Annotated in this window: 10 protein-coding genes and 1 riboswitch; of the genes, 5 read left to right on the top strand and 5 right to left on the bottom strand. The window is 74.6% G+C overall.

Annotated elements, in window-relative coordinates; translation table 11 throughout:
- Positions 1-4: 4 nt before the first annotated feature.
- Complete coding sequence (locus ACZ7RU_RS29555) at positions 5-1,546, bottom strand: MFS transporter (protein WP_470344020.1); 1,542 nt, start codon at positions 1,544-1,546, stop codon at positions 5-7.
- 354 nt (positions 1,547-1,900) lie between these two features.
- Positions 1,901-2,038: riboswitch (cyclic di-AMP (ydaO/yuaA leader) on the top strand.
- Positions 2,039-2,041: 3 nt separating this feature from the next.
- Here ACZ7RU_RS29555 and ACZ7RU_RS29550 point away from each other — a divergent pair.
- Together ACZ7RU_RS29550 and ACZ7RU_RS29545 are read left to right on the top strand one after the other, a co-directional pair.
- A complete protein-coding gene (locus ACZ7RU_RS29550) occupies positions 2,042-3,073 on the top strand; it encodes a M23 family metallopeptidase (protein WP_470344019.1) in 1,032 nt (343 codons plus the stop codon).
- Between the two features lie 398 nt (positions 3,074-3,471).
- Positions 3,472-5,022 carry an APC family permease gene (locus ACZ7RU_RS29545; RefSeq protein WP_470344018.1) on the top strand — a complete coding sequence of 517 codons (1,551 nt, stop codon included), beginning with the start codon at positions 3,472-3,474 and terminating at the stop codon, positions 5,020-5,022.
- A gap of 17 nt (positions 5,023-5,039) precedes the next feature.
- Here the strand turns inward: ACZ7RU_RS29545 and ACZ7RU_RS29540 are convergent, their stop codons facing one another.
- From ACZ7RU_RS29540 to ACZ7RU_RS29525, 4 genes are all read right to left on the bottom strand, one after another.
- The gene (locus tag ACZ7RU_RS29540; protein WP_470344017.1) at positions 5,040-5,759 is read right to left on the bottom strand and encodes a DUF2470 domain-containing protein; all 720 of its coding nucleotides are present in this window, start codon (positions 5,757-5,759) and stop codon (positions 5,040-5,042) included.
- A 189-nt stretch (positions 5,760-5,948) separates the two neighbouring features.
- On the bottom strand, positions 5,949-6,377 hold the full coding sequence (locus tag ACZ7RU_RS29535) for a RidA family protein (protein ID WP_470344016.1): 429 nt from the start codon (positions 6,375-6,377) through the stop codon (positions 5,949-5,951).
- A 24-nt stretch (positions 6,378-6,401) separates the two neighbouring features.
- Positions 6,402-7,151, bottom strand: a complete 750-nt coding sequence (locus ACZ7RU_RS29530) for an IclR family transcriptional regulator (protein WP_470344015.1) — start codon at positions 7,149-7,151, stop codon at positions 6,402-6,404.
- Positions 7,152-7,182: 31 nt separating this feature from the next.
- On the bottom strand, positions 7,183-8,358 hold the full coding sequence (locus ACZ7RU_RS29525) for a sugar kinase (protein WP_470344014.1): 1,176 nt from the start codon (positions 8,356-8,358) through the stop codon (positions 7,183-7,185).
- Between the two features lie 222 nt (positions 8,359-8,580).
- Here ACZ7RU_RS29525 and ACZ7RU_RS29520 point away from each other — a divergent pair, with 222 nt between their 5' ends.
- From ACZ7RU_RS29520 to ACZ7RU_RS29510, 3 genes are read left to right on the top strand one after another with little or no spacing between them, the layout of a single operon-like run.
- Positions 8,581-9,882 (top strand): type III PLP-dependent enzyme domain-containing protein, encoded by a 1,302-nt coding sequence (locus ACZ7RU_RS29520; RefSeq protein ID WP_470344013.1) that lies wholly within the window; start codon positions 8,581-8,583, stop codon positions 9,880-9,882.
- Positions 9,882-11,546 carry an N-acyl-D-amino-acid deacylase family protein gene (locus ACZ7RU_RS29515; protein ID WP_470344012.1) on the top strand — a complete coding sequence of 555 codons (1,665 nt, stop codon included), beginning with the start codon at positions 9,882-9,884 and terminating at the stop codon, positions 11,544-11,546. Before ACZ7RU_RS29520 ends, ACZ7RU_RS29515 begins: the two co-directional genes overlap by 1 nt.
- Positions 11,543-12,241: a bifunctional 4-hydroxy-2-oxoglutarate aldolase/2-dehydro-3-deoxy-phosphogluconate aldolase gene (locus ACZ7RU_RS29510; protein ID WP_470344011.1), complete on the top strand. Its 699-nt coding sequence runs from the start codon at positions 11,543-11,545 to the stop codon at positions 12,239-12,241. Before ACZ7RU_RS29515 ends, ACZ7RU_RS29510 begins: the two co-directional genes overlap by 4 nt.
- Positions 12,242-12,376: the final 135 nt, after the last annotated feature.

Below are 12,376 nucleotides of genomic sequence, written 5' to 3'. Positions count from 1 at the left end.
CTGATCAGTTCCGGGCCGAGGGCCCCGCCGCCGGACCGGTGGCGGGGTTCTCGCGCGTCGTGGGGACGTGGCCCGGGTCGAACGGCGGGGTGGTGGTGCCGCACGGCCAGTCGCAGTTCGGCTCGGCCACCGGCTGCTCCTCGGGGGCCAGCACGTTGCCCCGTACGGTCGCGAAGGCGATCAGCCCGCCGGCGGCCAGCAGGCCCGCGCAGATCAGCATCGCGGTGTGGAAGGCGGAGTCGACCGAGGCGGGCACCCGGTAGGCGTCGCCGCTCAGCCCGGCCAGCGCCGGCAGGGCGGCCACCGCGAGCAGGCCGGCCGCGCGGGCGGCGGCGTTGTTGACCCCGCTGGCGATGCCCGCGTGCCGGACCTCGACGGCCGCCAGCACGGTCGCCGTGAGCGGCGCGACCAGCAGCGTCATCCCGCAGCCCATCACCGTGACGGCGGGCAGCACGTCCACCCAGTACGAGGAGTCCGGGCCGGTGCGCAGCATCAGCAGCACCCCGGCGGCGCACACCATCGGGCCGACGGTCAGCGGGACGCGCGGGCCGATGCGCTTGCCGAGGCGGCCGGCCCGGGCGGACAGCGCCAGCATCAGGACGGTGATCGGCACCAGGGCGAAGCCCGAGACCAGCGGCGAGAACCCGGACACGATCTGGAGCTGCACCACCAGCAGGAAGAAGACGCCGCTGAACGCCGCGTACACGCACAGGGTGACCAGGTTCACCGCGGTGAACAGCCGGGAGGAGAACAGCCCGAGCGGCAGCATCGGGTCGGGGGTGCGGCGCTCGACGGCCACGAAGGCCACGCCGAGCGCCAGCCCGATCGCCCCGCTGACCCAGACCGCGGGGGACAGGCCCTCGCCGGCCGCGGTCAGCGCGTAGGTGATCGCGCCGAGGGCGACGGCGGCGAGCACGGCGCCGAGCACGTCGAAGCGCCCGGCGGCTCCCTCGTCCCGGCTCTCCGGCACCGAGCGGGTGGTGACCGCGATCACGGCGGCGGCGAGCGGCAGGTTCAGCAGGAAGATCCAGCGCCAGCCGGGGCCGTCCACCAGCCAGCCGCCGAGGAAGGGGCCGACCGCGGCCGACACCCCGCCGAGGCCGGACCAGAGGCCGACCGCCGCCGAGCGGTCGTCAGGGTGGAAGACCGCCTGGAGCATGGCGAGCGAGCCGGGGGTGAGCAGCGCGCCGCCGATGCCCTGGACGGCGCGGGCGGCGATCAGCACGTGGATGTTCGGCGCGGCGGCGCAGGCCGCGGAGGCGATGGCGAACCAGACCACGCCGATCAGGAAGACCTTGCGCCGCCCGTACCGATCGCCGAGCGCGCCACCGAGCAGGATCAGGCCCGCCAGGGTGAGCAGATAGGCGTTCAGCGTCCACTGAAGGGACGCCAGGGAGGCGCCGAGGTCGGTGCCGATCCGGGGCAGGGCGACGTTCACCACGGTGCCGTCGAGCATCGCCATGCTGGAGCCGAGCACCGTCGCCAGTAGTACCCAGCGACCCTGCGCGGTGCCCAGGCGCAGGGTGCCGGCCTCGGAGGTGGCCACGGGCGAATCCTGCGCTGCTGAGGCGCACGTGACAAGGGTCACCGGTGGGTGTGTTGGGGTTGGGCGGTGGGTGAGCGGGTGGGTGCGCAGCGTGGCCGATCTCGGCGCAGGGTCGCGGATCAGTGGCGGGGGGTGAATGGATTGTGTACGCACCGTGCGGCCCGGCCTGCGGAGGGTCACCGGTCCAGGGGGGATCGTTGCCGTTTCAAGAGATCGACATTGCTTCACCCGAACGGATGGGTTTTAGTTCAGCGACCGCCCGGCCAGTCCGGACGGATCCGCCGGGTGGAACGCCGAGTCCTGCCGCCGCCCGGTGGTTCGAAACGAACTCTGTACGGCAGGAGCGGGGGACCCACAGGTAAGTCGCCGGACCGGAGTTCGCGCCTCAGGGCGCGGGCGTCCAGGACCGGCTAGGGGTGAAGCCGCGCATGCGGCCGGGCAACTCCAGCCCGAACCCGACAGCTCACCTCGCAGGCGTCGGAGAGGAAAAATTCCATGCCTGCTCAGGCTCGTCGTATCGCCCTGCCCCGCGCCGCCCGCATCGGCATCGCCACCGCCGTCACCGGCGTGTCCTTCGTCCTCCCGCTCGTCACCGCGGTGAGCGCCCAGGCGCACACCGCTCCGGCCGCCCCGGCCGCCGCCTCCACCGAGGCCAAGCCGGCCGCCCCGGCCGCCGCCCCGGCAGCCCAGGCCGCTCCGGCCGCTGCCCAGGCCGCGCAGGAGAGCTACCGCGTCGTCAGCGGCGACACCCTGTCCAAGATCGCCGACGCCAAGAACGTCGACGGCGGCTGGCACGCCCTGTACGAGCAGAACCGCTCGGTCGTCGGCGCCAACCCGAACCTGATCTTCCCGGGCCAGCAGCTCGCGCTGAAGGGCCACGCCGCCGCGCCGTCCGCCGACGCCGCTCCGGCGAAGCCCGCCGCTCCGGCGAAGCCCGCCGCCCCGGCGAAGCCCGCCGCTCCGGCCAAGCCGGCCGCTCCGGCGACCCAGGCCGCCAAGCCGCAGGCCCAGGTCCAGGTGAAGACCGAGGCCGCCAAGCCGTCCGCGCAGCTCCAGACCCAGGCGCAGGTCGCCGCTCCGGCCGCGGCCGTGACCGCCACTCCGGTCGCCGCCGCCACCTCCGGCTACGTCGCCCCGCTGGCCAACCCGAAGCTGGGCACCGCCTACGGCGTGGCCGGCTCGATGTGGGCCTCCGGCCACCACACCGGCCAGGACTTCGTCGCCGCGACCGGCACCCCGCTGCGCGCCGTCGCCAACGGTGTCGTGGTCAAGGCCGGCAACGGCGGTGCCTACGGCAACGAGGTCGAGATCAAGCTCGCCGACGGCCACTACGCCGAGTACGCGCACCTCTCCTCGATCGGTGTGAAGATTGGTCAGACCGTCACCGTCGGCCAGCAGATCGGCCTCTCCGGCGCCACCGGCAACGTGACCGGCCCGCACCTGCACTTCGAGATCCGCAACGGCTCGGAGTACGGCTCGGACATCGACCCGGTCGCCTACCTGCGCGCGCACGGCGTCGCGCTCTGACCCGGAGCCGCTGAGCTTCCAGGGTTTCAGGAACCACCGCTGCTGCGGGGCGAATCGATCCTCCGGGATGGTCATGTCGGGTGACCGCTCGACCGGGTGATCGCCGCACAGTGGACATGGGCGCGGGACACGCCCAGGCCGGCCCGGCCGCACGGGGACCTCCTCGTGCGGCCGGGCCGGCCGCTGTCGTTTCCGGGGCCGGGTCCGTTCCGGGGCTGGGTCCGTTTCCGCGCCGTTCGGCCCCGCCATGCCGTTCGAGCGGTCGAACACGGCGTCAACTCCGCTGCTCCGCCGGGTGGTCGTCGGCGCCGCGGGTGCCTTCGGCGCGCCATGCTGGCGGACGGTCATCGCCCGGCCGGTCCGGTCGGTCGGGCGGGTCCGGGAGGCGAGGAGGCCGGATGGCGGTCCGGAGCGGGGACGTGACGGAGGAGACGGTCGGGAGGGACCGGCCCGGGTCGGGCGGGGTCGACCGGTTGAAGGCGGACTCGGTCGGCCTGGTCGGTGTGGTGTTCATGGCACTCGCCACCGCCGCCCCGATCACCGCGATGACCGGCAACCTGCCGATCATCGTCGGGCAGGGCAACGGTGTCGGCGCGCCCGCCGCGTACATCGTGGCGACCGTGGTGCTGACGGTGTTCTCGGTCGGGTACGTGGCGATGGCCCGCCACATCACCGCGGTCGGCGCGTTCTACGGCTACGTCTCGCACGGGCTGGGCCGGGTGGTCGGGATGGCCTCGGGCCTGCTCGCGGTGCTCGCGTACGTCGTCACCGAGGCCTCGGCCCTCGGCTTCTTCGCGTACTCGCTGCGCGGGCTGGTCCGTTCGCAGCTGGGGGTGGAGCTGGGCTGGGGCTGGTACGCGCTGTTCGGGGTGGCGGCGATCGGGGTGATGGCCTGGTTCGACCTGCACCTGACGGCCAGGGTGCTCGGGGTCGCGCTGGTGCTGGAGATCGGGGTGCTGGGGGCGGTCTCGTTCGCGGTGCTGTTCTCCGGCGGCGGGCCGGACGGGATCGTGCTCGACGCCGTGAACCCGCTGAACGCGCTGAAGGGGGTGGGGAGTTCGGGTGCGGCGGCGGCCGGGCTCGGCCTGTTCTTCGCGTTCTGGTCCTGGGTGGGGTTCGAGTCCACCGCGATGTACGGCGAGGAGTCCCGGGATCCGAAGCGGGTGGTGCCGCGGGCGACGCTGGTGTCGGTGATCGGGGTCGGACTGCTCTACGTCTTCGTGTCCTGGATGATCGTGTCCGGCAACGGGGTCGAGCAGGCGGTCGCGGTGGCGAGCGGCGGGGTGCCGGGCAAGGACGGCAACAGCCTGTTCTTCGACCCGCTCGGCGTGCACCTGGGCGCCTGGGCGGTGAAGGTGTTCCAATGGCTGGTCGTCACCGGCTCGTTCGCCTGCGCGATGGCCTTCCACCAGTGCGCCGCCCGGTACCTGTACGCGATCGGGCGGGAGGGGCTGCTGCACCCGGCACTCGGCCGCACCCATCCGCGGCACGGCTCGCCGCACGTCGCCTCGGTGGTGCAGTCGGTGATCGCGGTGGGGCTGGTGGCGGGGTTCCTGGCGGCCGGGATGGACCCGTACGCGCACCTGTACACCCTGCTGGCGCTGCTCGGGACGATGGCGATCCTGGTCGTGCAGACGCTCTGCTCCTTCGCCGTGGTCGGGTACTTCCACGTGCGGGGACGGCACCCGGAGACCGCGCACTGGTTCCGGACGCTGGTCGCGCCGCTGGTGGGCGGGGTGGCGATGGCCGGGGTGGTGGTGCTGCTGGTGCTCCACAAGGACGCCGCGGCCGGGGCGGCGGCGCACACGCTGGTGTTCCGGCTGATCCCCTACCTGGTGATCGGGGTGTTCGCGGGCGGGGTGGGGCTGGCGCTCGCGGTGCGCCGGTGGCGGCCGCGGCTGTACGCGCGGATCGGGCGGGTGGTGCTGGAGGACGCCGTCGAGCGGTGACGGCCTTCGGCCGGCGCTCAGCCGCGGTGCACCGGCAGGCCGTACTGGGCGGCGGACAGCAGCTCGTGCATCCGGTGGCCGAAGTCGTCGGTGTCACGGGCGGGTTCGGGGAAGACCAGGCGGACGTCGCGGTGGCCGTGCGGGTGGTCCAGGCGCAGCACCAGGCCGTAGCGGTCCAGGGCGAGCGGGCGGACCTCCGGGTGCCGGGCGAGCACGGCCGGGTCGAGCAGCCGGGTGAGGACGTCGAGTGCCTCGGCGTGGTCGTCGGCGAAGTGGGTGAGCAGCGCGGCCTCGTGGCGGGCCAGCGGGTCCGGGGCGGCGAGGGCGAGGTCGGCGGCGGTGATCGCGCCGGTGCCGTACGGGGTGGCGAGGACGGCGTGGGCGACGTCCACCCGCAGGTGCACGCTGAGGCCGTCGTCGGCGAGGTGGGACAGGTGCAGCCGGCCGGCCAGGGTGAGGCGGGCGCGGACCCGGTCGCGGACCGCGACGGGGGCGACGTCGGTGACGTCGAGGACGACGGCGAGGCCGTCGGTGGCACCGGCGGCGGCAGTGGTGAGCGGGTCGTCCAGGGCGGTGCGCAGTCGCAGCCGGGAGCCGTGCACGGAGACCGGGGTGTCCAGGTGGTGGTGCTCGCCCAGGGCGCGGACGGTGAGCGAGGAGGCCGTGGCGAGCAGGCTGTGGATCCGTTCGGCGGTGGTGGGCTCGGGGACCTCGGGGTCGCCGGTGGGCAGGCTCATGGACGGACCTCCAGTTAGTTAGGTGAGCCTAACCTAATGTGCGGGTGGGAGTGTGGCAAGCAGGTGTCCGGGGCGGCGGGGGGCGGGTTTCGGGCACGTCGAAGGGCCCCGGGCACGTCGAAGGGCCCCGGGCCCGTCGAAGGGCCCGGACGCGCGGGCGGCGTCCGGGCCCTTCGGCGCGGTGGCGGGTCAGCCGATGACGGCCTGGGCGTCGATCTCGACCAGCATGGGCTCCTGCGGCAGCTCGACGAAGACGGTGGTGCGGCACGGCTTCACGCCGCCGGGCTTGACGTTCTCGTCGATGAACTCGGCGTAGACCTCGTTCATCAGCGGGAAGTCCGCGCGCTTGGTGAGGTAGACGCGGAACATCACCACGTCCTCGATGGTGGCGCCGCCGGCCTCGACGATGGCCTTGACGTTCTCCAGGGTGCGGCGGGTCTGCGCCTTCACGTCGCCGTGGTACAGGTACTCGCCGGTGGCCGGGTCCTGCGGGCCCTGGCCGGAGACCTGGAGGATCGGGCCCTTGCGGACGCCCTGGGAGAACATCCAGGCGGGGGCGGGGGCGCCGTCGGTGCGGATCTCGGTCTTCTCGCCGATCGGGGAGTGCTCGGAGGACATGGGCTTCCTTAGTTTGACTGGACGTCAGTTGTGGTCGGGGCGGCCGCAGTCGGCCGAGATCGCGCGGGTGGTGGCGAGCAGCTGGGGGAGCAGGTCCAGCACCTGCTCGTACGGCAGGACCACGTCCGGGACGGAGATCGAGGCGGCGGCGACCACCCGGCCGCTGGCGTCCCGGACGGGCGCCGCCACGCAGTTGATGAAGGCCTCGTGCTCGGCGTGGTCCTGCGCCCAGCCCTGGGCGGCGACCTTCTCCAGCTCGGCGAGCAGTGCCTCGGGGGTCGTCAGGGTGCGCTCGGTGTGGGGGGTGAAGTCGATCCCGGCCACCACCCGGCGCCGCTCGGGCAGCGGCAGGTCGGCCAGCAGCACCTTGGAGACGGCGGCGCTGTGCAGGGCGGCGCGCAGACCGATCCGGGAGTACATCCGCACCGGGTGGCGGGAGTCGAACTTGTCGATGTAGACCACCTCGCCGCCCTCGTACGCCGCCAGGTGCACGGTCTGGCCGGTGGTGGCGTTCAGTTCGGCCAGGTGCGGGGCGGCGATCCGGCGTACGCCGCGCTGCTCCAGGGCGAGACCGGAGAGTGCGAAGAGGCCGGCGCCCAGGTGGTAGCGGTAGGCCGCGTCGCGATAGACGAATCGTTCCTCTTCGAGGCTCTGGAGCAGTCGGAGCACGGTCGTCTTGTGGACGCCGAGCACCTCGGCGAGCTGGTCGAGGGAGCGCTCGCCCTCGCCGAGTTCGGCGAGGATGCGCAGCGCGCGGGTGACGGTCTGGCTCATCGTGCTCCGCTTCGAGGGCTGGGGTTCCCGCTCATTGTGCCCGGGCCCGGTCGGCGGACGGCGCGCGGTCGGTGGACGGCGCCTGGTCGGTGGGCGGGGACGGGGCGGCCGGGCGGGGCCGGTCGGCCGGGCGTCCGCGGCCGGTGGGCAGGGCCGGGCCGGTGATGCCCTCCGCGGTGACCCGGGTGGCCGCCCAGGCGGCGGGGGAGGCGTCGAGCAGAGCGGCGACCACGGCGGTGTCCGGCAGCTCGGCCTGGTCGCCGTGGGCGGTCAGCGCGCAGGCGGCGCTCAGGTGGCCGAGCCGCAGCCGGCGCCGCTGGTCCAGGCCCCGGACGGTGCCGGCCAGGTAGCCGGCCGCGAAGGCGTCGCCCGCGCCGGTGGCCTCGACGACCTCGACCGCGAGGGCCGGCTCGGTGACCGCCGTACCGTCCCGCTCCAGGGCGGTCACCTGCCGCGCGGCGTCCTTGACCACCACGGTGGCCGGGGCGGTGAAGCGGCGGCGCAGGGCGGCCGGGTCGCCGGTGCCGAAAGCGGCCTCGGCCTCGTCGGCGCCGAGCAGCAGCAGGTCGGCGGCGTCCAGCAGGGGCGGCAGCACGGCCGGGTCGCGGTCGCGCCAGAGCGAGGGGCGCCAGTTGAGGTCGAAGCTGACCAGGCGGCCCGGGCGGCGATCGGCGAGCAGGGCGCGGAGCAGGGCCAGGCAGCCGTCGGAGAGCGCGGCGGTGATGCCGGACAGGTGCAGCAGCCGGGCGCCGGCCAGCAGCGCGGCGGCGGCCGGGTCGGCGAGCAGGTCCGGGGAGAGCGCGGCGGCCGCGGAGCCGCGCCGGTGGTAGTGCAGCCGGCTGCGGCCGGGGCCGAGGTCGTGGCGGTGGCCGGTGGTGCCGCCGACCTCCTTGACGTAGACGCCGGTCGGGCGGTGCGGGTCGACCGCGACCGCCGAGACGTCCACGCCGCGCGCGGCGACCTCGGTGAGCAGTCTCCGGCCGAAGCCGTCGTCGCCGACCCGGCTGATCCAGGCGGTCGGCACGCCGTGCGCGGCCAGTGCGCCTGCCACGTTGGACTCCGCACCGCCGACCGAGAGCCGGAAGTTCTCCACCGACTCCAGCGGGCCCGGGCGGTCCGGCAGCAGGACGGCCATCGACTCGCCCACGCACACGGCCGTCGGGGGAGGACCGGGGCGGGTCGGGCCCTGGGTGTCCTGTCGCGGCATGTGCGGGGCTCCTCGTCTGCGGCCGTTCCGTCGAGAGCGGGCCCACCGGGTCGGCTCCGTGGTGCGGAGCGCCGCGTTGTCCGTGGGCGCCGCACGTGAGCCGACCCCGTTGACCGGGAGTCAGGTCCGTTGACCGTGATCCGGCGCCGATGCTAGAACCGTGCTGCCAGCATGTGCAACCCTCGTTGCGCATGTTGCAACCTGTGCGGATGGAGGAACACGGTGGAGCAGACCTTCGCAAGCAGTGTCACCGGGCCGGGTATCGCCCGCGGCGCGGTGGCCGCCCTGGCCGACGAGCCGCTCGACTGGCGGTTCAAAGCCGCCCCGCCGCAGTCGTGGGGCCGCACCACCCGGGAGTGGCTCGCCACCGGCCCCACCCTCTCCTCGCTCGGCACCCCGCTGCTCACCCTCGACGGCGCCGCCCTCGACCACAACGTCCGCACCATGGCCGACTGGTGCGCCAAGGCGGGCGTCGCGCTCGCCCCGCACGGCAAGACCACCATGGCGCCCGCCCTCTGGCAGGCGCAGCTGGACGCAGGCAGCCACGGCATCACCCTCGCCAACCTGCCCCAGGTGCGGATCGCCCGGGCCTTCGGGGTCCAGCGCGTCCTGCTCGCCAACACCCTGCTCGAACCGGCCGGACTGGCCTGGCTCGCCGACGAACTCGCCGCCGACCCGGACTTCGCCCTCCTCTCCTGGGTCGACGACGTCGAGAGCGTCCGGCTGATGGACGAGGCGCTGCGCGCCGCCGGAGCCGAGCGGCCGGTCGAGGTACTGGTCGAACTCGGCGGCCCCGGCGGGCGGACCGGCACCCGCGGGGTGGACGCCGCCGTCGAGGTCGCCGCCGCCGTCCTGCGCGCCCCCACCCTGCGCCTGGCGGGCGTCGGCGGGTACGAGGGCGCGCTCGCCCACGACGCCTCGGCCGAGGCGCTGGCCGCCGTCCGCGGCTACCTGCGGGACCTCGGCGACCTGCACGGCCGGCTGGCGAGTGCCTACCCGGACGGCGCCCCGCCGGTGGTCTCGGCCGGCGGCAGTGCCTACTTCGACCTGGTGGTCGAGGAACTGGCGGATCTGCCGGAGGCGTTCGTGGTGCTGCGCTCGGGCGCGTACATCGCCCACGACGACGGTTTCTACCGGGGCATCTCGCCGCTCGCCCGGGACGGCGGCCAGGCGCCGTTCCGCGGCGCGCTGCACGGCTGGGCCCGGGTGGTCTCCCGGCCCGAGCCGCAGCTCGCGCTGCTGGACGCCGGCAAGCGCGACCTGCCCTTCGACGAGGGCCTGCCCGAGCCGCAACGAGTGCGCGGCGGCGCCGAGTTGACCGGTACGACGGCCCGGATCACCGCGCTCAACGACCAGCACGCCTTCCTGCGGGACGCGGGCGACCTCGCGCCGATCGGCGCGGTGCTGCGGCTGGGCGTCTCGCACCCGTGCACGGCCTTCGACAAGTGGACGGCGATCCCGGTGCTGGACTCCGCGGACGCGGCCGAGCCGAAGGTCACCGGCCTGGTCAGGACGTTCTTCTGATGCCCGGGGAGAGAGCGGCCGCCCGGGGTGGCAGGGAGGCGACGGTCTTCCGGGGCGGCAGGGGCGCCACGGTGTTCCGGGGCGCCACCGTGGTGGACGGCACCGGCGCGGAGCGCTACCGGGCGGACGTCCGGATCGCCGACGGTCTGATCGCCGAGATCGGCGAGGGCCTCGACGCGCCCGAGACGGTGGACGCCGACGGACTGGTCCTGGCCCCCGGCTTCATCGACATGCACGCCCACTCCGACCTGGCCCTGCTGCTCGAACCCGAGCACCCGGCCAAGGTCACCCAGGGCGTCACCTGCGAGGTCCTCGGCCAGGACGGCCTGTCCTACGCCCCGGTCGACGACGCCACGCTGCCCGCGCTGCGCCGCCAACTCGCGGGCTGGAACGGCGATCCGGACGGCTTCGACTGGGACTGGCGGGACGTCGCCGGCTACCTGGACCGGATCGACCGCACCGGGGTCGCCGTCAACGCCTGCTACCTCGTCCCGCACGGCACGCTGCGGATGCTCGCCATGGGCTGGGCCGACCGTCCGCCCACCCCGGGCGAACTCGACCGGATGCGGCAGGCTTTGGCGAAGAGCCTGCTGGACGGTGCGGTCGGCATGTCCAGCGGTCTCAGCTACACCCCCGGGACGTACGCGGACACCGCCGAGCTGGTCGAGCTGTGCACCGTCGTCGCGGCCTACGGCGGCTTCCACGCTCCGCACCAACGCTCGTACGGAGAAGGGGCGCTGGAGGGCTACGCGGAGATGGTGGAGATCGCCCGGCGGAGCGGCTGCGCACTGCACCTGACCCACGCCACGATGAACTTCGGGGTCAACCGGGGCCGGGCCGGCGAGCTGCTGGAACTCCTCGACCGGGCACTCGCCGACGGCGTCGACCTCACCCTGGACAGCTACCCCTACCTGCCCGGCTCCACCACCCTGGCCGCCCTGCTGCCGAGTTGGGCCACCGAGGGCGGCCCCGCCGCGACGCTGGCGCGGCTCGTCGACCCCGCGCAGTGCGCGAGGATCCGGTACGAGGTGGAGGAGAAGGGCAGCGACGGCTGCCACGGCGTGGTCACCGACTGGGCGACGATCCAGATCTCCGGAGTCCGCTCGGCCTCGCTCGCCGGCACGGTCGGCCGTACCGTCGCCGAACTGGCCGCCGAGGAACGGCGGACCGGCACCGAGGTGTTCCTGGACCTGCTGCGCCGGGACGAGCTGGGCACCACGATCCTCCAGCACGTCGGCCACGAGGAGAACGTCCGGGCGATCATGCGCCACCGGGCGCACACCGTCGGCAGCGACGGGCTGCTGGTCGGCGCCCGGCCGCACCCGCGCGCCTGGGGCACCTTCCCGCGCTACCTCGGCCACTACAGCCGGGAGTTGGGCGTGCTGACGCTGGAGGAGACGATCGCCCGGATGACCGGCCGCCCCGCCGCCCGGCTGGGACTGGACCGGCGCGGCCGGATCGCCCCCGGCCACCACGCCGACCTGGTGCTCCTCGACCCCGGGAGGGTCCGGGACGCCGCCACCTTCGAGCACCCCCGGCTGCCCGCCGAGGGCATCGAGTACGTGTACGTCAACGGCACCGCCGTCGTCCGGCAGGGTCGCACCACCGGCGCCCGCCACGGGCGCGCCCTGCGTCGCACCGACCGAGGAACCCTGGCCATATGACCGAGCTCTCCGCTCCGAACGACCTGCCCGCCCCTGCCGATCTCCCCGCCCCCGTCGAGCTGCCCGCACCGGCGGATCTCGCCGTCCTGCGTGACGAACAGGTGATCGCGGTGGTCCGCGCACCCCGGATCCCGGACGCCGCCGCGCTCTGCGCCGCCCTCGCCGAGGGCGGCATCAACCTGACCGAATTCACCTACACCACACCGGATGTGACGGACCATCTGATGCGGGCCTCGAAGGCGGGCTGGCGGGTCGGCGTGGGGACGGTGCTGACCGCCGAGCAGGCCCGGCGCGGAGTCGCGGCGGGGGCGTCCTTCCTGGTCACTCCCGGCTGCCGGGCCGAGGTCGCCGAGGCGGCGGCCGTCGCCGGGGTGCCGGTGGTGCTCGGGGCGCTCACCCCGACCGAGGTGGCGCACGCGGTGGACCTCGGCGCCGCCGCCGTCAAGGTCTTCCCGGCCCGGGCGTTCGGCCCCGGCTACTTCAAGGACCTGCGCGGCCCGTACCCCCGCGTGCCGCTGGTGGCCTCCGGCGGGGTGAACGCGGGCAACGCCGCCGAGTTCCTGGCGCACGGCGCGCTCGCGGTCTGCGCGGGGACGGACGTGGTGCCGCCGGACGTGGTCGCGGCGGGGGACTGGGCGGAGATCACCCGCCGGGCCCGGGCGTTCACGGCGGCCTGCGCGGGGGTTGTCTCGTAGCGGGCGCGGCGGTGCGGCCTCGCACCGGGCCCGTAGCGGCGGTGCGGGTCTCGTGAAAGAGGCGTCGGCGGGGCGAGGCGGGCTGTCGGGACGGCCGGGATCGGACGAGAATCGGGGGCACCCGGACCCCGGCAG

The sequence above is a fragment of the Kitasatospora sp. NPDC114501 genome (genome assembly GCF_055633695.1).
Note: the sequence above shows the minus strand (reverse complement) of the source record. Positions and strands in the feature narration are given on the sequence as shown.